The organism is Micromonospora sp. II (assembly GCF_001709195.1).
In the GTDB taxonomy this organism is placed as follows: domain Bacteria; phylum Actinomycetota; class Actinomycetes; order Mycobacteriales; family Micromonosporaceae; genus Micromonospora; species Micromonospora chalcea.
This window is the reverse complement of the sequence record NZ_LYXF01000020.1, coordinates 48,927-69,024: the sequence shown is the minus strand read 5'-3', so window position 1 is coordinate 69,024 and position 20,098 is coordinate 48,927. Positions and strand designations below refer to the sequence as shown.

Annotated in this window: 21 protein-coding genes; 9 read left to right on the top strand and 12 right to left on the bottom strand. The window is 70.6% G+C overall.

Annotated elements, in window-relative coordinates:
* Positions 1 to 1,531 precede the first annotated feature (1,531 nt).
* Positions 1,532 to 1,837, top strand: a complete 306-nt coding sequence (locus tag A8711_RS32005) for a hypothetical protein (protein ID WP_124778921.1) — start codon at positions 1,532 to 1,534, stop codon at positions 1,835 to 1,837.
* Between the two features lie 179 nt (positions 1,838 to 2,016).
* Here the strand turns inward: A8711_RS32005 and A8711_RS11380 are convergent, their stop codons facing one another.
* On the bottom strand, positions 2,017 to 2,553 hold the full coding sequence (locus A8711_RS11380) for a hypothetical protein (RefSeq protein WP_069088173.1): 537 nt from the start codon (positions 2,551 to 2,553) through the stop codon (positions 2,017 to 2,019).
* A 193-nt stretch (positions 2,554 to 2,746) separates the two neighbouring features.
* The gene (locus A8711_RS11375) at positions 2,747 to 3,148 is read right to left on the bottom strand and encodes a winged helix-turn-helix domain-containing protein (RefSeq protein WP_069088172.1); all 402 of its coding nucleotides are present in this window, start codon (positions 3,146 to 3,148) and stop codon (positions 2,747 to 2,749) included.
* A gap of 369 nt (positions 3,149 to 3,517) precedes the next feature.
* On the opposite strand from A8711_RS11375, the gene A8711_RS11370 reads away from it, so the two are divergent.
* The 3 genes from A8711_RS11370 (at position 3,518) to A8711_RS11360 (ending at position 5,137) form a co-directional block, all read left to right on the top strand.
* Positions 3,518 to 3,736, top strand: a complete 219-nt coding sequence (locus A8711_RS11370) for a flavin reductase (protein WP_069088171.1) — start codon at positions 3,518 to 3,520, stop codon at positions 3,734 to 3,736.
* 414 nt (positions 3,737 to 4,150) lie between these two features.
* Positions 4,151 to 4,387: a type II toxin-antitoxin system Phd/YefM family antitoxin gene (locus A8711_RS11365; RefSeq protein WP_069088170.1), complete on the top strand. Its 237-nt coding sequence runs from the start codon at positions 4,151 to 4,153 to the stop codon at positions 4,385 to 4,387.
* A 183-nt stretch (positions 4,388 to 4,570) separates the two neighbouring features.
* A complete protein-coding gene (locus tag A8711_RS11360) occupies positions 4,571 to 5,137 on the top strand; it encodes an NUDIX hydrolase (protein WP_069088169.1) in 567 nt (188 codons plus the stop codon).
* On the opposite strand, the gene A8711_RS11355 is transcribed toward A8711_RS11360, so the two are convergent.
* Entirely contained in the window at positions 5,138 to 6,559 is a 1,422-nt protein-coding gene (locus A8711_RS11355) for a helix-turn-helix domain-containing protein (protein ID WP_069088168.1), read from the bottom strand. It abuts the gene before it with no gap.
* A gap of 416 nt (positions 6,560 to 6,975) precedes the next feature.
* Here A8711_RS11355 and A8711_RS33165 point away from each other — a divergent pair, with 416 nt between their 5' ends.
* The 4 genes from A8711_RS33165 to A8711_RS11335 all read left to right on the top strand — a co-directional run bounded on the left by A8711_RS33165 (position 6,976) and on the right by A8711_RS11335 (position 9,230).
* Complete coding sequence (locus A8711_RS33165; RefSeq protein WP_369830109.1) at positions 6,976 to 7,401, top strand: hypothetical protein; 426 nt, start codon at positions 6,976 to 6,978, stop codon at positions 7,399 to 7,401.
* Positions 7,398 to 7,625 carry a hypothetical protein gene (locus A8711_RS32795; protein ID WP_043327471.1) on the top strand — a complete coding sequence of 76 codons (228 nt, stop codon included), beginning with the start codon at positions 7,398 to 7,400 and terminating at the stop codon, positions 7,623 to 7,625. The genes A8711_RS33165 and A8711_RS32795 overlap by 4 nt, the downstream gene beginning before the upstream one ends.
* Before the next feature lie 255 nt (positions 7,626 to 7,880).
* A complete protein-coding gene (locus A8711_RS11340; protein ID WP_069088167.1) occupies positions 7,881 to 8,618 on the top strand; it encodes a class I SAM-dependent methyltransferase in 738 nt (245 codons plus the stop codon).
* Between the two features lie 93 nt (positions 8,619 to 8,711).
* Entirely contained in the window at positions 8,712 to 9,230 is a 519-nt protein-coding gene (locus tag A8711_RS11335) for a cupin domain-containing protein (protein ID WP_043327473.1), read from the top strand.
* An 83-nt stretch (positions 9,231 to 9,313) separates the two neighbouring features.
* Here the strand turns inward: A8711_RS11335 and A8711_RS11330 are convergent, their stop codons facing one another.
* Complete coding sequence (locus A8711_RS11330) at positions 9,314 to 10,798, bottom strand: endo-1,4-beta-xylanase (RefSeq protein WP_069088166.1); 1,485 nt, start codon at positions 10,796 to 10,798, stop codon at positions 9,314 to 9,316.
* Positions 10,799 to 11,076: 278 nt separating this feature from the next.
* Positions 11,077 to 11,505, bottom strand: coding sequence for a helix-turn-helix domain-containing protein (locus tag A8711_RS11325; RefSeq protein WP_069088165.1), 429 nt, complete (start codon positions 11,503 to 11,505; stop codon positions 11,077 to 11,079).
* Positions 11,506 to 11,620: 115 nt separating this feature from the next.
* On the opposite strand from A8711_RS11325, the gene A8711_RS11320 reads away from it, so the two are divergent.
* On the top strand, positions 11,621 to 12,535 hold the full coding sequence (locus A8711_RS11320; RefSeq protein WP_069088164.1) for an NADP-dependent oxidoreductase: 915 nt from the start codon (positions 11,621 to 11,623) through the stop codon (positions 12,533 to 12,535).
* Here the strand turns inward: A8711_RS11320 and A8711_RS11315 are convergent.
* The 7 genes from A8711_RS11315 to A8711_RS11285 all read right to left on the bottom strand — a co-directional run bounded on the left by A8711_RS11315 (position 12,517) and on the right by A8711_RS11285 (position 20,090).
* Complete coding sequence (locus A8711_RS11315) at positions 12,517 to 15,696, bottom strand: ATP-binding protein (protein WP_069088163.1); 3,180 nt, start codon at positions 15,694 to 15,696, stop codon at positions 12,517 to 12,519. The genes A8711_RS11320 and A8711_RS11315 overlap by 19 nt on opposite strands.
* On the bottom strand, positions 15,696 to 16,337 hold the full coding sequence (locus A8711_RS11310; RefSeq protein ID WP_069088162.1) for a hypothetical protein: 642 nt from the start codon (positions 16,335 to 16,337) through the stop codon (positions 15,696 to 15,698). The genes A8711_RS11315 and A8711_RS11310 overlap by 1 nt, the downstream gene beginning before the upstream one ends.
* A complete protein-coding gene (locus A8711_RS11305; protein WP_069088161.1) occupies positions 16,324 to 17,313 on the bottom strand; it encodes an endonuclease domain-containing protein in 990 nt (329 codons plus the stop codon). Before A8711_RS11305 ends, A8711_RS11310 begins: the two co-directional genes overlap by 14 nt.
* A gap of 110 nt (positions 17,314 to 17,423) precedes the next feature.
* Positions 17,424 to 18,218, bottom strand: a complete 795-nt coding sequence (locus tag A8711_RS11300; protein WP_069088160.1) for an ABC transporter permease — start codon at positions 18,216 to 18,218, stop codon at positions 17,424 to 17,426.
* The gene (locus tag A8711_RS11295; RefSeq protein WP_069088159.1) at positions 18,215 to 19,120 is read right to left on the bottom strand and encodes an ABC transporter ATP-binding protein; all 906 of its coding nucleotides are present in this window, start codon (positions 19,118 to 19,120) and stop codon (positions 18,215 to 18,217) included. Before A8711_RS11295 ends, A8711_RS11300 begins: the two co-directional genes overlap by 4 nt.
* Positions 19,117 to 19,488, bottom strand: coding sequence for a hypothetical protein (locus A8711_RS11290; RefSeq protein WP_069088158.1), 372 nt, complete (start codon positions 19,486 to 19,488; stop codon positions 19,117 to 19,119). The genes A8711_RS11295 and A8711_RS11290 overlap by 4 nt, the downstream gene beginning before the upstream one ends.
* Positions 19,488 to 20,090 carry a helix-turn-helix domain-containing protein gene (locus A8711_RS11285; RefSeq protein ID WP_233607784.1) on the bottom strand — a complete coding sequence of 201 codons (603 nt, stop codon included), beginning with the start codon at positions 20,088 to 20,090 and terminating at the stop codon, positions 19,488 to 19,490. Before A8711_RS11285 ends, A8711_RS11290 begins: the two co-directional genes overlap by 1 nt.
* Positions 20,091 to 20,098: the final 8 nt, after the last annotated feature.

Here is a 20,098-nt window from a genome sequence, read left to right as displayed (position 1 = left end):
CAGAGCGCCGTAGACGTAGCCCACCCGGCTCCCCCGAGGGGGTTGGTCTGCGGACGGCGGCGGGACGGCTGTGTACGGCAACGCTGACAGCAACCGCGCCGGACAGCGGCACGCTGTGGCGCACTGGCAGGGACTAGGGTCGAGCGTGCAGCCGTTCCCGGACGTGTGTGGACGCGATGTACAGAACTTGTAAGCGAGATGTCTTCGCTCCTCGGCTCCCTCATCTCCTCATCTCCTCACGCTGCTGCCGATTTCCTCTGTTCTGGATCAAGGTGCCGCGCTCCGCGCGGCGCGGGCGGTGAGCCGGCCGGCGGCAAGCCGCCCCGGCCGCCTTCGGCGCCGGGGCGGAGAGCCACCGACTGCCGCCGGACCGCCGCCCCGAACTTCACCGATCCAGACCCAGCACGACCAAGGCTAGGCGGCACGGAAGCCGGCAGGTCGACCTGATCGAGGGCCAGGGCTTCCGACTGCCGCGCCAGTCCAACCCCGGGACTGGCTTGCCCCCGGCTACCTACGCAGCCAGCTAAGCCCGCGGCAGCCTCAGCCCGTGCTCCAGGTGCGATCAAGCCAGGGCCGACAACCTCCCGGAGCACGGGCGTTCGCAGCCCCAGAGAAGCCCTGACGGGAAAGATCGGCCTGCCCACCATCTGCCCACAACCAGTCGTGAACGGCTGTACTCAACCGGACTTGGCTAGATCAACGACAACGGCCCCCGATCAGCATTCCTGCTGGTCAAGGGCCGTGTTTGCACCTGGTGGCGGGTAGAGGATTCGAACCTCTGAAGCTTTCGCGACGGATTTACAGTGCATGCCCAATTGGGTACGACACACCGGCTTGTGCCGTTGCGGGTGCGGTGAGAAGAGGTCCCGCCCAGGTGGGTCGGGCGAGACCTCTCCCATGATCAGCTCAGGTCGGTCAGGTTGACCCGACGCTGATGCCGGCATGGCTCAGCCGTCCACACCAGTTCCTCGCGGACAGTCCCAGGCCGGACATTGCCGCCGGAGGTGTCCTGCCCCTCCGGGCCGCTTACCGCAGTTACGGTGACACCGCACTCCGGGCACGGCTCGCCCTCAACGAAAGCCATGGTCATATCGCTTCCCTTCAGCCATGGGTGGGCCGTGTCCAGTCTGAGCCACGGGTACGACAACCATGCGCATCTGGAGGCCGCGGCACATCGCGGGCTCCGATGCGTCCACGGTGTCGGGCGTCAGCGAGGCAGCGAGAAGGCAGCGCCAACCTCGATGCGAGTCGGCCACGAACGTCAACCGTTCAGGTCCGGGACCTGCTCGTCGATGCGGGCCGCCACTGGCTGCCACCAGCCGACGGGTTGAATCCGCATCCCCCAGCGGGGGCCAGCCCAACGGTGGTGGCAAAGAGCAGGCCCGGGTCGGCCCACTTGTCGGCGTCGAACCGTTCCGCTGCCTGCCGCTCGCGGTGGTGGCGAGACGAGTCGGGTCATGGTCGGACCGAGCATGTTGCGCTCTCGCTGTCCGGCACTAAGTTGAGACCCGGGATTCCGAGGAGGATTTAAGTGCCCAAGCGCGTCAACACCGGGCCGGGAGACGACCCGGACGAGTACTTCTTCGAGTGCGAGGACTGCGAGGGCGTAGGGACCATAAACGTCCCAGACGGACTTGATGAGTCGACCACTGTCAGCGGCGAGTGTCCCGGGTGCGGCGGCCTGGGCTTCTACGAAGGCGACGCTGACGATGTCGAACCGTGCAACAAGCGCTTCCACCCAAAGGGTGGGGGGCCTGATCCCGGGGCCTACTGGTACTTCTGCCGTGAGCCAAGGGGCCACGCGGGAGACTGCGATTGCCCGGCAGTTCACGAGTAGCGCCAGCGAAATGGCTGTCGACAGCAACGCTGACAGCAACCGCGCCGGACGGCGGCACGCAGACGAGGACTGGCATGAACGAGGTTCCGAGCGTGCAGCCGTTGCCGGACGCGTGCGGACGCGACGCACAGAGCTTGTAAGCGAGATGTCAGGTGCGCTGCTTCGCGCGGCCGGAGCGCTCATCGCAGCTCGTTCTGAGTCGCCCGTGAGGCATCCAAGTCATCGTCATGCAAGACGGTCTCGGGGTCTTCTGCGCCGAGCTGCGCGCGGACCGCGCGGTAGAACTCCTGGAGAGCGTCGTTGAGTCGGGCAGTCGGCGACATGGAGGGGTACTCCGCTGCCCGTGGGTCCAGGCACTGTTCGGCCCGAGCTCTCACCGCATAAGCGTGGCGAGTCACCAGCCGAGCCGCAGACTGCACCCTCAGGTTCCCCAGCAGGCGCAGCTGCTCGCACGCTACACGCATCCCTTGGTGCGCTTCGTCGAGCGCCTTCCGATGGCCGTCCTCGCTCTCGCTCCGCGACGGATGTTCTGCCAGGTGTCGCAGGGTACGCGCCGAAGCAACGAAGGCAGCGCTCCGCTCAAAAAGTGCACCGTCCCAACGAGCCCGGACCTCAGCGACCATCCGCTGGTTGTTCGTCCTCATCACAACGTAGGCCGCGATGGTTGCTGAGATCAGGCCGCCAAGGAACGACAGAACGGCAGTCACCCATTGCATGTGGTGAGTGTCGCCTTCGTCACGGACGGGGTCTAGAGAGAGGCAGCAGTGAGGCAGCAAGACCTTTCGCTGTAGGCACCAACACATGTCGCGTGCCGGTGTCGGCTACCTGCTGGTCGTCACTGTCTGACCTTCGCCGACGCCGGTCGGCAAGTTGTGTCCGCATCCCCCGACGGGGGTCGCCGAGGTTGCGTCAGCGGCCGACGCGGATGCGATCGGCGGCGTACAGCTCGCGGGAGCCGTCGGCGCGGAAGATCACGATCACCGGGATGCCCTCGCCCATCTCCAGCTCGCGCCGCTCGACAGGGGTAGGCATCCGAGCAGTGGCGGTGTCGCCCTTGAGGAGAGTCACCGTCTCGGTCGGCTCGACGGCCCGAACGAAAGTGCCGCGCGGCGGTTCCACGATCACGAGCCCTTCCGACCGGAGCAGCGCTACTGCTTGTCGGACACTCGTACGGCTCAGCCCGTACTCCTGAGCCAACCGCAGTTCGCTGGGAAGTGAAGCCCCGGGCGCGAGGTCGCCAGAGGTGATCCGGTCTCGCAGGAGGTCTGCGAGCTGCCGGAACACGGCGCGATCCGCACTCGGGTCGATCACGAAAGTGACGCTACGTGTCCAACAGCTCTACATCTTATTGTATCTACAGTCCTACGTCGTTACGGTGATGCGAGCTGCGGCATTGCGCTGAGCCGGTCTGCGGGAACACCCGCGACCTTGGTCGAGAGCCGAGGGAGGCCCGATGCCTCGTGTCTCGTACGAGGAGTACCTGATCGCCGTCGCGCTCACTCTGGCCAGGCGGCACCGGCCGGTCTGGTCATGGGAGCGATGGCGGAGGGTCTGCCGATGCGGAAGCGAGCTGCCCTGTCGTACGACGCATCGGATACCGATCAATCGAGGCCACTGGCCTTCTGAGGACGACCGGCAAGACGCCCGACCAACGAACCAGGCGGCGAAGGAGCTGCGGAGATGACGACTCACCTCCCGGTCACACCGGCTTGGAGCTGCGGCGGCTGCGGTGCCGACTGGCCCTGCCAGACGCGGCGGCGGGAGCTGCGAGCGGAGTACGACCGCGCCCCTGTCTCGATGGCTCTCTACCTGGCCGCCCAGCTCGTCGACGCCGCCCAGGACCTGGCCCACGTCCCCGCCGGCCACCTGCACCACCGATTCCTCGGCTGGACCCGATGAGCATCCTTCGGCCCGGGGACGAGAAGTTCCACTACAGCGACGGCTCCCACCGGTGGACCCCGCCAGACCTGGACTACGACCAGGAGGTCTGGGAGGAGCAGGTCCGCCAGCACAAGCAAGGCCACCTCAGAAACGAGCGCCCCAAGGTCCGCATTCAACGGCTTATCTGATGCCAGCAGTACAGCAGCGAAGTACAGCAACCGTGCCAGCCGAACCAAGCCGAGAAGCGCGCCAACAGGCCCGATGACCTCGCACCGCGCCCGACCCAGCCAGTTCGCCGGCAATCCATAGGTTCAGGGTTCGAGTCACTGGCGGCCCACTCTCTTGCAGCTCAACGGCCCCATTGTGTGGGCTCGATCTTGGCTCAGCGGTTCGCCCAGGACGAGGCGCGGGCCGCTTGCTCTGGAGGTGGTCATGCGGGCCGTCAACTTCACCCAGCTAAGGCTGAACCTGGCCGCTGAACTCGACAGCGTCATCAACGACGCCGAGGAAGTGGTGGTGACCCGCTCGGGCCACGAGCCGGTGGTCATCGTTCCGCTTGCCGAGTACGAGGCGATGAAGGAAACCGAGTACCTCTTTCGCAGCCCGGCCAACGCCGCCGCGCTGCGCCGTTCGATGGAGGAGCTCGAGAAGGGCGACGCGGCTGACTAGAACCAGTACCTCAGCCACACGGCCAAAAGCTGGTCGAGCTCATCAACGGCCTCATCGCGGACGTGATGCAAGGTTCGAAGCTCTGCCGGCCCACCACATACCGCCTCCCGGGTCCTCCGGGGTCGAGCCGAGTCGCGGGCGCCGCGGGCCGCGACCCGGCACCGCTGGTCGGATACTGGCCGTGTGACGGAGGAACTGGCTAGCAGGTCGACGCGCTGGACGATTCACGGCGAGCGGGTAGTGGACGGCAGCCGGCGCTCCCGGTTGAGCATCGCCGACGTGGAGTTGCCGGACGGGGTCCGCTTCGAGCAGTACGTGATCCGGGCGCCCCGGTCGGCCATGGTTGCCGTGCTCGACGGCCAGGAGCGCCTGTTGCTGATGCGGCGGCACCGGTTCGTATTCGACAGATGGGTGTGGGAGCTACCTGGCGGCTACGTCGATGAGGGCGAGGACGCGGCGACCTGCGCGATCCGCGAGGTCGAGGAGGAAACCGGCTGGCGCCCGGGCGCCGTGGAGCCCTTGGTGTCGTTTCAGCCTTGGGTAGCAACCGCAGACGCGGAGAACTTGCTGTTCCTTACCCGGACCGCGGAGTACACCGGTGCTCCGGTGGACGTCAACGAGACGGAGCGGGTGGCCTGGGTTCCGCTGGAGGAGACGCGGCAACTCATCTCCGAGGGAGAGATCGTGGGTGCCGGCACGGTGATCGCCGTGTTGGAGCTGATGGCGCGCAAGGCTCGGGGTGAGCTGTAGTCAGCGCCGCTGGCCGAGCGCCGCGTCGACCCGGGTGATGAACTGCCGTACTGCCGGCTTGCGGCGGTGGGGCGCCAGACCGGTCTGCAGATCGCGTAGGTAGCGGACGGCACGAGCCGACCGCAGTTGGGTGGTCAGGGTGAGCGCCTCCGCGCCGACGGCACTGGCGCGTTCCGGCTCGCCGTGGCGAGCGTGGACGCTGGCCAGCAGGGCGAGGTTGAAGGCTTTGCCGCGTACGTAGCGCTCGTCCATCTTGAGTGAGCGAGCGGCGAAGCGCTCGGCTCGGCGGTGTTGACCGAGCGCGTGGAAGCAGTGGCCGAACTTGGCCGACAGGTACGCCTCGTCGAAGTAGCCGAGCCACTGAGGATCGCTGCTGCGGTCCGCTCGGTCGAGGGTTCGCTCCGCTTGGTGAAGCGCGGTCGCGCAGTCGCGTTCGTGGAGGGCGACAGCGTGGGCATGCGCTTCCATGACCAGCGCTTCGGCAGTCAGCGCCGTGAGGCCGGCGCGTTGTGCTGTCTGCCGGGCGGCGCGGGCGAGGTCGACCCCCGTGGCGGCGTGCCCGAGGTAGGTGGCTTGATGGCTCATCGCGGCGAGGATCTCGGCACCAAGGCCGGCGTCGGCGGCCGTTCGGGCGAGGTCCAGGGCATGCGTGAGGTATCGCTGGGCGAGGCCGTGTTCGGCCATGTCGTACGCCTGCCACCCGGCGAGCTGCGTCAGTTCGGCAGCAGCGGCGAGCAGTCTGCGGCCGGTCGCCGGGTCGTACCGGCCCTCGGTCACCAGGGGCGCCACCTCGTGGTGCAGGAAGCGGGTGACGTTGTCGCGGGCATGCCCGCTGCCGTACTGGTTGTCGAGTCGCCGATAAGTGGCGGTCATCTGCCGGATCGTGTCGATGTCGGGTTGACCGACCGTTCGTCGGCCCTCTTGCTCGACGGGCTGCGCCGTGGTGGCGGTGAACCAGCGTAGGGCGGGCAAGGTGTACGCGGTGGAGCTGAACACTGTCTGGCGAAGCATGTCTCGACGGTTCACATCGCCTTCCCATAGCTGCGCGGCGGCCCGGACGTCCTCGCGCCAGGACCGGTTGGCCGGCACGTCACTGTGCCGACCGAGGGAGTGATCCGCCATGGCCGGGCGATATGACCGCAGGCAGGGCGCGAGGCCCAGCGTCATTCGAGCTTCGTCGGGCATGCCGCAGCCGTCGGCGATCCGCTCCAGCACGTCGATCGAGGTCACCCGTCGGCCGGCGATGATCCGGCTGATGTAGCCCTGCTCCAGGCCGACAGCCGCACCGATGCGAGTTTGGCTCGCGTCGGTCTGCCGAGCGAGCAGCCGGAACACGGCACCGATGTCGCGGGCCGCCAGAGCCTTGTGCATGTCCTCGCGCGACCAGAGGTCGTCGGGTATCCGGAGATTTTCCAGCAGCACAACGGCTCCCAGCGTCGTCAGACGACTACCCATGGTGGTCGGTCAGGAGCCTACGGTCGGTGTACGGGCAGGGTCGAGTCCGCTCATGTCACCGTGACATGACCAGTCGACATGGTCACCGCACCCCACTCGGCGGGACCGTCTCCGGCATGGACTTCGACGTTGACGACCCGCCGGGCGGGATGTTCGTCTACGGCTCTGAGCCGCCGGTCAGGCTCGCCTTCTCGACCTTGCACGACAGGACGGGCTCGTGACTATCCGGGGTCGCCTGTGTCCGTTGGTGCGATGGCTGTTCCGGCAACCCGATCCGGCATCACCGCCCGGAACAGGGCAGCGGTACCAGGACGCCGAGCGCGCGGCAGCGCAACAGCGCCTACTCGACCTGGCAGCGCAGCTACGACGCCCCGAAGGCAACCGTGAACCGGCGCAGGACGCGGCAGAGCAGCGATGAGCCGAAGGGCGGGCCGGACGACTCCGAGAGAACGACACGTCTCGTACGAGGACTACCTGGTCGCGACGGCACTCACTCTCGCCCGGAGGCACCGCCCTGTCTGGTGCTGGCGGAAGTGGCGACGGATCTGCCGCTGCGGAGCAGATCTGCCCTGCCGCGCCCGGCACCGAATCCCTATCAATCGTGGCCACTGGCCGGGAGAGGACGCGTCGTGAAGGACGACCTGGAGCAGGCGATCCTGGCCGTGCATGTCCGAGGGTTCGACGGCATGTGCACCGGCTGCCGCGCCTGGTGGTCGCGGCTGTCGCCGTACCCCTGCTGGCAGGTGGAATGGGCGACCAGCCGGCAGGCACGGACGATCACCGCCCGTTTCCTCGAGGGTGTGCGGTGACCACCCACGGCCCGGTCATGCCGGTCTGGAGCTGCGGAGGTTGCGATCTGCCCTGGCCCTGCCCGACACGGAAACGCGAGCTGCGCGCGGAGTATGACCGCGCTCCCGTGTCACTGGCCCTCTACCTCGGCGCCTACCTGGTCCAAGCCACTGAGGACATGCCGTGGACGCCAGCCGGGGTGTTGCACCGCCGCTTTCTCGGCTGGACCAGGCAGGCCGACTAGGTCCGGCCGACGGAGGGTGAGTTCTCGCCCGTGACGGACTTCGAGTTCCCCGTCGGCAACGCGCCCTATGTCGTCACCGCTCAGTATCCCGACGGCACCTGGTCGGGCGGTGCCGGTGTTCCCGGCACTACGACCGCGTACGCGCCGGCCCCTCCGGTGTCGGAGATCGGGACGCCAGAGGGGTCGGCCAGAGCCGGCACTGCCTGTCGATCGACGCCCCCACGCTAACGCTCGTTAGGTCTATGGTCAGCGACCATGGTGAATGCGAATCGCAATCTGGGGCTGGGGCACGGCAGCGCATTCGGCGAGCGTGGGGTGGCGAAGAGGCTCGGCACATTGGGCCGGCACACATCGCTGACCGGCCGGCGATTACTGGAGATCGGCTGCGGGGACGGCACGTACACCATGCGGCTGGTCGACGCGTTCGCGCAGATCGAGGCCGTCGACGTCCAGCAGGATCGGCTGAAACTGTTCCGGGAGCGGCTGGCCGGCGATCCGGCGGCCGCCCGGAAGATCAACGTGCGGGAGTTGTCCGCCACCGAGCTGGACTACCCGGACGGCAGCTTCGACCTGGTCACCGCCATCGAGGTGGTGGAGCACATCGATGACCTGGATGCCGCCCTGCGGCAGGTCCACCGCGTGCTCGTGCCCGGCGGCCGGTTCGCGCTGACGACGCCCAACCGGTGGTTCCCGTTCGAGACGCACGGCTTCCTGATCCGGGGCCGGCGGTACCGGCCGGCGCGGGGCCCGTTCCTGCCGTGGATCGTGCCGCTGCACCGTCGGCTCGCCGACGCCCGTTCCTTCACCGCCCGTGGCTTGTCCGCGCAGTTGCGGCGGGCCGGGCTGGAGCCGGTAGCGGTGGACTACATCATGCCGCCGTTCGACAGGTCCCGCTTCGGGCGTCGCATCCGGCCGGTGACCGACGCTATCGAACGCTCGCCGTTGAAGTTCTTCGGCATGGCCCTGGCGGTTGTCGCCCGCCGCCCGGCATGACGGTCCCACCACGGAAAGCGCCCCAGGTTTAGCAGCTTGGCGGATGGCTATGAGGGGAATCGATCCGCAGACCGACGATCGAGGAGAGAGCCGATGGCCAGCGGTGCGATCCCGTCCGACGATCCGACCCGTACCCTCGTCCATGCCCGGCCCGACGACCCCGGCCTGGCGCACCTCGCCATCGCGGGCGGCACCTACACGATCCTGGTCACCGGTGAGCAGACGGCCGGCCGGTACTGCCTGATCGACATGCGGGTTCCGCCGGGTGGTGGGCCGCCTCCGCACCGGCACGACTTCGAGGAGATGTTCACGGTGCTCGACGGGGCGGTGGAGTTCACGTTCCGGGGCGAGCAGACCGTCGCGCGGGCCGGGGAGACGGTGAACATTCCGGCGAACGCGCCGCATTTCTTCCGCAACTCCTTCGACCAGCCGGCGCGGCTGCTGTGCATGTGCACGCCGGCCGGGCAGGACGAGTATTTCCTGCGCGTCGGCGACCGGGTGGACGGCCCCACTTCGCCGCCGCCGGCTCTCACCGAGGAGGAGCAGGCCGAGCGCCGGAACCGGGCCGCCGCGCTGGCCGCCGACTACCGCACGGAGTTGCTGATCGGCTGACACCGGCAGCACGCGAGCACCACGAAAGCGGCTCACCGCCGTGGCCGAGACCACGACGGTGAGCCGTTTTCCGTACGCGAAGGTCAGCTCGTCGCGACGAGCTGGAACCGCTGGTTGGCCTGGCCGTTGCAGTCGTAGATCTGCACCTGCTGGCCGTTGCCGGTGCCCCAGACGTCGAGGCAGCGGCCGGACTGGACTCCGGTGATGGTGCCGTTGGAGTTGACGTTCCACTGCTGGTTCGTCTGGCCGTTGCAGCTGTAGATCTGGACCGCCGAGCCGTTGCCGGAGCCGGCGGCGTCCAGGCACATCGAGCCGTACACGGTCAGCTGCCGGCTGGAGGTGTAGGTCCACCGCTGGTTGGTCTGGCCGTGGCAGTCGTAGAGCTGCACCCGGGTGCCGTTGCTCTGCGAGGAGTTCGGCACGTCGATGCACCGGCCGGACTGGCTGCCGACGATCCGGCTCGCGCCGGTGGTCGGCGGCGGCGTGGTCGGTCCGCCGGTCGGCCCGGCGGTCGGGGACACGGTCGGCGAGACGGTCGCGGTCGGCGTGGGGTTGGGCGACGCGGAGTTGAGGACGTTGAGGACCGAGTTGTACGCGGCCTTCTTGTTGCCTCCGCCGTCGAACAGCAGCGGGCTCTCGTTGGAACGCCACGAGTCGCTGTCACGCACGCCCCACACGGTGATGCCGATGCAGCGCGGCACGTTGATGCACGCCTGCGTCAGACCGGCGTACTGGCTGGTCGAGGAGTTGGTGACGTCGACCTCGGTCAGCGCCACGTCCACACCCAGCGCGGCGAAGTTCTGCAGCGTGGTCTGGAAGTTGCCCGGCARCGAGCTACCACCGGTGAAGTGGGTCTGCAGACCCACGCAGTCGATCGGCACACCCCGGGACTTGAAGTCCCGGATCATGTTGTACACGCCCTGCGTCTTGCCGTACGACCAGTTCTCGATGTTGTAGTCGTTGTAGCACAGCTTCGTCGACGGGTCGGCCGCCCGCGCGGTGCGGAACGCCACCTCGATCCAGTCGTTGCCGGTGCCCTGGAGGTTGGAGCTGCGGCGGCTGCCGTCCTCGTTGAACGCCTCGTTCACCACGTCCCACGCGGCCAGCTTGCCCTTGTAGTGGGCCATCACGCCGTTGATGTGGTCGATCATCGCCTGACGCAGGTTGCTGCCGTTCAGGCTCTGCATCCAGCCCGGCTGCTGCGCGTGCCACGCGAGGGTGTGGCCGCGGACCTGGAGACCGCGCTGGGTGGCCCAGTTGTAGATCTGGTCGCCGGAGGAGAAGTTGAACTGGCCCCGGTTGGGCTGGAGCGCTTCCGGCTTCATCTCGTTCTCGGCGGTGATCATGTTGAACTCACGCGCCGCGATCGTGCTGTACGTCGAGTCGCCCAGTCGGTTCGCCGCGATGGCGGTGCCGAAGTAGCGGCCCGACTGTGCTGCGGCGGCACCGAGCGTGCTCGCCGCCGCCTGGGCAATGGTGGGCACCACGAGCGCGGCGCCGGCGAGAGCCAGCGCGCTGCTGACGGCGGCCAGCACCACGCGGTGGCTGCGCCTCGGTAGATGTTTCATGACACTCCTCTGCATATCGGACGATGATGCGCTGGCGATGCCCGGCTTGACGCGGGTGGGAGCCGGCGGTGCGCCCACCCCCGCGTCACTGCCCTGAAACTTTTCGAAGATGTACCGGTAACTTCCCTGGGAAGATATCCGCGACGGCACGATCGGTCAATGTCGATGTCGACGCGAACATGGACTCAACCGGCTGATCAGCGCGGGAGTCCATGGATGACCGTGCGAGCGAAGGGCGCCGAGAAGCGCGAGCACGACCGAAAGTTTCGGAGATCCGGTCAGTGACCGGCGGCGTCGTACCGCTCGCGGTTGGCGTGCACCTCGTCCATGTGCGCCTCGGCCCACAGCTTCATGCCGTACATCAGCTGGTGCAGCGACTGACCGAGGTCGGTCAGCTCGTAGGTGACAGTCACCGGCACGCTCGGCGTCACGGTGCGGGTGACAAGGCCGTCGCGTTCCAGTGAGCGCAACGTCTGGGTGAGCATCTTCTGGCTGACCCCGGCCAGCCGCCGCGACAGCTCGGAGTAGCGCATGACCCGGGGTTCCGCGTTGCGGTCGGGCCCGTCGCGGCCGAGCGCGGCCAGGATCAGCGCCACCCACTTGTCGGAGATCCGGTCCAGGAGTTGCYGGCTCGGGCAGCCGGCGAGGAACGCGTCGTACTCCTCCCGCGCCTGCGCCCGCTTCTCCGCCGCCGTCTGCGTCGGCATCGTCCGCGCCTCCTACCCGGGGGTACCCAACGCACTCCGAAGTGCGTACTTCCCGATGGAAAGTTACCCCTCCATCGTGGAGCAGGGCATCCCTCACGACCAAGGAGACAGAACCATGGGTACGCGTACCTTCCGCGCCGCAGTCGTCCGCACCCCGGGCGGACCCGAGGCCATCGAGATCATCGACGTTCCGGAGCGCGAGCCGGGGCCCGGCGAGGTCCGGGTGGACGTCGCGGCGGCGCCGGTCAACCCGGCCGACCTCGGCGTCGTCAGCGGCTTCTTCCACTCGCTGGGGCTCATCCACCAGCCGCACCACACCGGCCTGGGCTGGGACTTCGCCGGTGTCGTCGCCGCGGCCGGGCCGGGCGTCGACCTCGCCGTGGGCACCCCTGTCGCCGGGCTGGTCGGCGGGTTCGACCGCGACTTCGGCACGTACGCCGAGCAGCTCGTCGTGCCCGCCGCCGACCTGGCCGTCGTACCCGATGATCTGGACCTGGTGGCGGCGGCGGCAGTGCCGCTCAACGGCCTGACCGCGGCGCAGATCGTCGACCTGCTCGGTGACCCGCCCGCCGGCGGCCGGCTGCTGGTCACCGGCGCGGCCGGCGCGGTCGGCGGCTACGTCGTGCCGCTCGCCCGGGACCGGGGATGGCGGGTGACCGGCCTCGCGCGGGCCGGGGACGAGAAGTTCGTCCGCGGGCTCGGCGCCGACTTCACCACCGCCGCCGAGCCGGGCTGGGACGCGGTCGCCGACGCCGCGGCGCTCCAGGACCGAGGGCTCGCGCTGGTGGGCGACGGCGGCGTGTTCGTCGGGGTACGGCCGAACGCCCACCCGGCCGCCGAACGCGGTGTCACGGTGCGCGCGGTCGAGGTGCACGCCGACGGGGTACGTCTGGCCGACCTGCTCGCCCGCACCGCCGCCGGTGAGCTGCCGGCTCGGGTGCACGCGGTGGTGCCGCTGGACCGGGTGGCGGACGCCCACCGGGCGGCGGCCGAGGGCGGGGTACGCGGACGCTACGTGCTGCGTCCCTGACCGCCGCGAGCGCGGTCCAGCACCTCCTCGACGGTGAGCGGACTGCGCGGGTGGTGGGTCAGTGAGAGCGGGGTCCGGATCTTGCGGGGCGCCGCGCCCTCGGCGGCGAGGTAGAACTCGCCGACGGTCAGGCGGGAGATGTCCGGCACGTCGCCGCCCTTGGCCCGGGCCATCTCGCGGGCCGTCTCGATCTGAATCGGGCTGTTCATCAGGCCGTACAGCTGGGTCGCCGCGTTGCCCGGGATGCGGTTGTGCAGGCTCTTCGGCGCCTGGGTGGCGAAGATCAGCCCGAGCCCGTACTTGCGGGCCTGGGCGGCGAGCGCCAGCGTGCTCTGGGTGCACGCGGTCATCGCGCCGGACGGGGCGAACGTCTGCGCCTCGTCCATGATGAGCAGCCCGAGCAGCGGCCGGTCTCCGGCCGGGTTCTTCTTGATCCAGGCGAACAGCGCCATCTGGAGCTGGTTGACGAAGCTCTGCCGTACATCGTCGGACGGCAGACCGACCAGGCTGACCACCGAGACGCGGGCCCGCTTGCCGGGGGCGGGGGTGAGCAGCACGCCAGGGTCCATCGGTGTGCCCTCGCCCCCGAACAGCGGGTCGTTCACCATGGCGGCGGTCAGGGTCTGTGCCAGGCTGAGACCGATCTTGTCGGCGTCGTCCAGGTCGATGATCCCGTCCGGCAGGTCGGCGAGCGTGTCGACGAGGCCCTGCAGTCGGGAACCGCCACGCCGGCCGTAGTGCTCGACGGCCTTGCGCAGCACGGCCAGCCCGAGGTGGGCCCGGGTGGCCCGGCCGGTGACCATGGCGCGCGGCGCGAGGGCCGCGACGGCCGCCTCGACGGCCTCGGCGAACTCGTCCGGGTCGTCGCGTACGCCAGTGAAGTCGGGCAGCGGCTGGAAGCTCAGCGGGCGGCCCGAGTTGCGGCGCGGTGTCCAGACGACGACGTCGGTGTGGGCAAGGTAGTCCCGGGCCCGCTCCGCGTCACCCGGGCGCCACTGCGCGGGCGGCTCGGGCCACCCCTCGCCGAGCCGGGCGAGGTCGTTGTTCGGGTCGAGCACGATGGCGGAGACGCCCGCCAGCGCGCACTCCTCGACGATGCGGCGGATGAGGACTGTCTTGCCGGAGCCGGAGCCGGCAAAGATCGTGGTGTGCTTGCGCAGCGCCTCCAGCGCCAGCGGCACGGGTTCCCCGTCGTCGTACCCGTGCCCGACGACGAACGCCGGGTCGGCGTCGGGCACGGTGGCCGCGACGGGCTCCGGGGTCGGCTGGGCCGCCGGCTCGGTCGGTTCCGGCGACGGTCCGCCGTCGGTGGTCCAGCGGTCCACGTCGGCCAGCGCGTGCTGGAGGAACTTCAGCTCCCGGGTCGGCCGGCGCTCGGCCAGCCAGCCCTGCAGGTCCATGGTGGCCTCGGCGAGCATGACCCGCAGCGCGGAGAGAACGCGCACGTCCTCGTCGTCGATGCCGAGCGTCTGGCCACCCGCCTCGGTGAACGCGCCCACCGCCTTGCGGGTGGCCGCGCTTGTCGACCAGGCACGGTTGCGCAGCAGGAACAGCTTCCGCCGGCCGGAACCGGTGTCGAGGGCGGCGGCCACCGACGCCTTGCGAAGCCGGGCCAGCGCCGCGTTGCCGTGGTGGTCGTCGCCGATCGCCCGGAAACACCAGTGCACCTGGTCCTCGGTGCGCTCGTCGAGCGTGAGCCGCAGCCGGGCGTGCAGCGGCGGGTCGGTGCTCGGGGGCGGGTCGACGCTGAACGCCTCGCCCGCGTCGCCCCGCTCCAGGATCCAAGCGGTGAGCCCGGCGGCGAGCAGCGGCGGCATCGCCTCGTCCTCCGACGCCCGCCGGAGCGGACCGGTGACGTCGGCGGCCTCCCGCAGCTCGGCGAAACGGGCGTCGTAGCGGTCCATCTCCTCGCCGGTGGCGGCCACCGGGGCAGGTCGGGGCGCCCGAGGTTCGGCGGTGGGCGGATCGCCGAGCGTGGTCATCTCCCGGACCTCGTCAGCGGCGAGGCATTCGCGGATGTGCCCGTCGATCTCGATGAGCAGCTGACGCGGGGTGAACGCCCCGGCCTCGGCAAAGGCGCGCGGGGACACCGGCCACGACGGGTACGGCGGGACGAACCCCGCCTCCCGGTAGCGGAGGGTGAACCGCTTCTCGATGATCGCCCGGGCCAGGTCGGCGTCGTCGATGCGGCGCAGCGGCGGCGTCTCCCGGAACCGGTCGGCCACGGTGTCGGCGGCTGTGGACTTGATGATGGTCCACGAGTTCGGGATGCAGGCGAGGACGGTGAGCGTGCGCCGGGTCGTCTGCCGCAACGCCATCAGGCCGTCCGCCATCCGGGCCAGCATCAGCGCCTGCTCGGGGCTCATGTCGACCGCGCCGGCCAGGGCCGGGTCGCTCTGGATGGCCAACTGCGCGATGAGCGTGTCGACCTGGTCGATCGCCACGACGGACGGGCCGGTGAGGGCGAGCAGCCAGGAGAGGTCCTGCACGATCTGCTGGGCCGGGCGCGGGACGCGGCGCATGCCCCAAGCCGCGCGTTCCCCGGCGACCATTTCCTCGCCCGAGAGGAAGTAGTTCTCCGCGATGTCGCGGTGGGCGATGTCCTCGGAGGCGCTCAGCGCGAGCGCACGCGCCGTCTCCTGACAGGTGCGGGCCGCGTGCCTGTCGAAGTCCCCGAGCCCGTCCAGGAAGGCGTCCAGCGCCGCCTTGGTCAGTTCGGTGTCGCCCATGACCGCCCGGCGCGCCGTCCGGGGCGCCCCCACGAGCGCGGACAGGCGCCGCAGCAGCAGTTTGAGTTGTGTCTCGCGGCTGCCGGGCACCGGCCGCGACAGGCCGTCGAGCATCGCGGCGAGCACGCCGTCCCAGAAGCCACCGGCGTCGAGCAGGCCGACCAGGAAGAAGTAGCCGTTCCGCTCCTGCACCTGCTGGCGGATCACGCCCAGCAGGTGGGTCTTGCCGGAGCCGCGCTGGCCCTGGACGACCAGGCCGAGCGGGCTGCCGTGCGGGTTCGACGCGGCCTCGTCCACTCCGGCGAGCACGTCCCGGACGACCGGCACGTGCAGACCTTCGACGTGGAAGGGCAGTGGCCGCCACACGTCGTCGGGCACCGGCGCCCAGTCGAACCGCAGGGTGGCCAGCGCGTTCCGTTCCGCCTCGTTCATCACACGCCGATCGCCAGCAGGTGGTTCTCCTGCCCGCCGAGGCGCAGCGCGGCCGCGACGTCCGCCTCGGTGAGCGTCTTCTGGTTCGACTCCGGCGCGATGGTGACGCCCTCGGACCGGCTGAGCCGGCGCAGCGCCTCGTCCACGTCGTCGCGGGGCACGTCGGCGAGGAACGGCCGCAGCCGGCGCAGGCTCACCCAGGCGCCGGGCTCGTCGGCGAGCGCCCGGTACGCGCTGACCACACGCGCGGTCAGCGATCCGGACGGCTCGGCGGCCGGCGCGCGCACGTCGGTGAGCGCGAAGAGTTCGGCGAGCGTCGCGCAGCCGCTGCGCCCCAGGACCCGGTCGCGCAGGTGCGCCTGCAACGCGGTGAGGGCGGCGCCGAGCGCGCTCGCGCCCCGCAGCGTGAAGTCGAGGTCGCTCTGCATCCGGACCCAGCCCTTGTCGTCCAGTTGCAGGGCGTATGTCGGCCCGCTCTTGCGGCTGGCCACGTAGTGCAGGCGGGTGAGCTTGTCGCGCTGCGGCTTGCGTACGACCAGGCCGTAGCGGTCCCGCAGCTCGGTGCTCAGCACCTCCCGCGCCTCGGCCATGAGCACGACGAGGATCGCGCTCTCGGATGCGGTCAGGTCATCGCCGGCCATGGTGCCGTCCTTCCGCCAGGTCTCGGCGACGTGCCCGCAGATAGGTGCCGATCTGCGTGACCACGGTGCCGACGTCGTGAACTACTCGGGCGTTGGTGAAGCGCAGGACGGCATAGCCGTCCAGTTGCAGCTGGACGTCGCGTTGCCGGTCGGCCTCGAAGCGGACCGGGCGGCAGTGCTCCGGGCCGTCGATCTCCACCACGCACCGCTCGTCCGGCCACACTAGATCCAGTCGCACCGGCGCGGAAAGGCGGTGCGACTGGTAGCTCTGGTTCCATCTCCGTCCGGCTGCCCAGCTCTGAGCCGCGAGCGCCGCCTCCAGCAGCTTCTCCGCGTCGCTGCCCGGATGCGGCCGGCCCGCCACCGGAGCGTGCCCGGCGGGCACCGTCGCGGGTGCGACGCGGAACACCGGCAGCCCGTCCAGTCCGGCCGTACCCGCTCCGGCCAGCCAGACCGCCGGGCCGCCGTGCTGCACGAGCCACGCGGCACCGGCCGCGATCACGGCGGCGTCGTCGACCGGCCCGACGAGCAGCACCACCTTCCGCCGGCCGAACGCGGCGGCGACGAGACGCGCCAGCGCGGACGCCGTGGCGCGTAGCGGGAGCGCCCTGGTGGCGGGGCGTCGCCCGGTCACCGCGAAGACGGCCAGGTCGGTCAGGAAGGAACCCGGGTAGCGGTCCCGGCGGGCGAGAGCGGCGGCCGCGGCCCGCACGGCCGCGAGCCCGGAGGTATCCGGGCGGACGCCGTGCGCGGCTTCCGGGAGCCAGGCCGGCAGCAGCTCGACGGCCACCTGTTCGAGCCGGTCCAGCGCGGCGCGCGCGAAATCCGCCGGCATGGCGTACGCCGAGGCCGGGCGGTGCACGACGACGGCCAGCTCCGCGTGGTCGCGGGCGATCGCCATGGCCACCGCGCCGGTGTCCGCCCCGGACAGGGCGAGGACACGGTCGGTCGGCAGATCGGCGAGGACCGGGTCCATGCAGCGTCGACCTCCCCCACCGTCGACCCCGGACGTCGGAGGACCAGAGTACGAATCGTCTTCGGCCGACGCCACCCCTGTTACGCCGGACGGCGACCGCGCGGCGACGCTCAGGTGATGTCGCGGCGCATCGGGACGACCACGGCGATCGCGGCTGCGGCGAGCGCGTACCCGGTCAGCAGCAGTGCGCCGGCCGCCGGCGGCAGGAGCGCGACGGCGTCGCTGCCGAGCTGCGCGGACATCGCGTCGGCGACGTACGTGAAGTCGGTGAGTGCGGCGGTGGCGCCGCCGGGCAGGAGCGGGTAGAGCGCGTTGACGCCGGGGATCATCATCAGGACGGGCTCGGCCAGGTACAGGTAGCCGACCACGACGCACACGGCCGCGACCTGGTTGCGGAGCAGCGCGCCCACGCCGGTGCCGACGAGCAGGTACACCGCCATCGCGACGCCGATGCGGGCGAGCAACGCCAGCACCGTGGGAGCGGGCAGGCCCAGCGACACGCCACGCGCGGCGGCGACTGTGAACAGGGCCGCCGCGGCGGCGACGGCGAGCACGAGGCCGTAGGCGAGGCCGACGATCGCGTGGGTGGCGAGTTTGGCGGCCAGCACCCGCCCTCGGCGCGGCGCGAACATGAACGTGACGGCGGCGGTGCCGTGCCGATGCTCGGAGGTGGCCGCGAGGGCGCCGGCGGCGGCGGGCACGAAGGCGGTGAAGCCGAGGATGCCGAGGATGGACCGCAGGCCCTCCTCGGTGTGCAGGCCGGGCATCGGCGGGTCGAAGTTCTCCGGCCCGACGAGCGCCATGAGCCCGACCAGGCCGCCGCCGAGCGCGACGGCCGCGAGCAGCAGCGCACCCCACATCCGGGTGGCCAGGACCCGGCGCAGTTCCGCTCTGAGCAGGTTCATCGGGCCTCCGCCTTTTCGGTGGTCAGGTCGAGGAAGAGCTGTTCGAGGCTTGTGGTCTCGGTGACCAGTTCGTGGACCCGCAGCCGGTGGTCGGCGGCCAGGTCGGCGACGCGCGGCGCGTCCAGTCCGCGTACCCGCAGGCGGTCGGGCCCGGCGGCCTCGACGGACCCGGCGGCGGCCGTCAGCGCGGCGGCCAGGGCTGTCGCGTCCGGCGAGGTGACGAGCACCGTCGGCGGGCCGGTGAGCCGCGACCACGGCCCGGCGGCGACGAGTTCGCCGCGCCGGATCACCACCACGTCGTCCACCACCTGCTGGACCTCGTGCAGGACGTGGCTGGAGACCAGCACGGTGCGGCCCTCGTCGGCGAGGCCGCGCAGCAGCCCGCGCAGCCACGACATGCCTTCCGGGTCCAGGCCGTTCGACGGTTCGTCGAGCAGCAGGACGCGCGGGTCGCCGAGCAGCGCCGTGGCGAGGCTGAGCCGTTGCCGCATGCCGGTGGAGAACCCCCGGGTACGACGGTCGGCGGCCTGCGCGAGGCCGAGCAGATCCAGCAGTTCCGCGACCCGGCTGTCCGGGCAGCCGGCCATCGCGGCGTAGACGCCCAGGTGGTCACGGGCGGTGTGGCCGGGGTGGAACGCGTTGCCGTCGAACACCGCGCCGACGGTCCGTGCCGGCTGGGCCAGCCGGCCGTACGGCTGACCGCCGATGGTGGCGGTGCCGCTGGTCGGCGTGACCAGCCCGGTCAGCATGCGCATCGTGGTGGTCTTGCCGGCGCCGTTCGGGCCGAGGAAGCCGGTGACCGCGCCGGGTCGTACGGTGAAGGTCAGGTCGCGTACGGCGGTGACGTCGCCGTAGCGTTTGGTCAGGCCCGACGCCTCGATCGCCAGGTGGTCGCCGGTCATGGCCGGCCCCGCGTCGCGCGCCCGATCGTCTCGGCGAGGCCCGGCGCGGCCGGGTCGGAGACCACCACCTCGTCGAACTCGCCGCCGGCCGCCGCGCGGTCCAGCACCAGGTGCAGGCCGGGCTGACCGCGCCGGGCCGCCACGAGCTGCCGGGGACCGCCGAACAGACCCCAGACGCCGATCTTGGCGAAGCCGGACACGGCGTACCCGCGCCGGGCGCCCCGGGCCAGCCGGATCGGCTCGTCCACCGGGGCGGCGTGCCGCACGGCGGTCAGGCGCAGCGCGAACCGCTCCCGCCCGACCCACATCCGTTCCCATCCGGTGAACCGGATGTCGATCACATCGCCGTTGAGCATTACGGAGGCCATCAGTCGTCGCCCTTCGTCGTGTCGGAGTCGTGCGCTGACGTGTGCGTGTCGCCGGGGGTCACCGGGCGATCGGCGGGCATCAGGACGGTCGCCAGCAGCCGGGGGATCCGGCCGTCGCCGGGCCCTCTGGCGAGCAACGGGCCGACCAGCGCGTTGAGCCCGGCCGCGAACTCGTGCAGCTCGGCGTCGGTCAGGTGCAGTACGAGCTGCTGGTATCCGACCCCGTCGGCGACGAAGTCGACGCGGTCGCGGGCGAGGTAGCGGGAGAACTCGGACAGCAGGCTCGACACGAACGCGGTGAAGTAGCGCGCGTGGTCCTCCGGCGTGGCCGTGGCCAGGGCCGCCGGGTCCAGCGCCGCGCCGTGCGCGGGCAGCGCGTACACCCGCTCGACGGCGCCGCGCACCTTGCGCTCCTGCACCACGTCGAGCATCCCGGCCTTCACGAGCGTCGCCAGGTGCCGGTAGAGCGTGGCGTGCGGGACGTCGGGCAGCAGCTCGGCCAGGTCGTGAGTGGTCACCCGGGTGCCCGCCACGGCACGCAGGACGCGGAGCCGCACCGGGTGCAGCGCCACCTCCGCCCACCGCTCCATCGACATCGCCATGGCTAAAC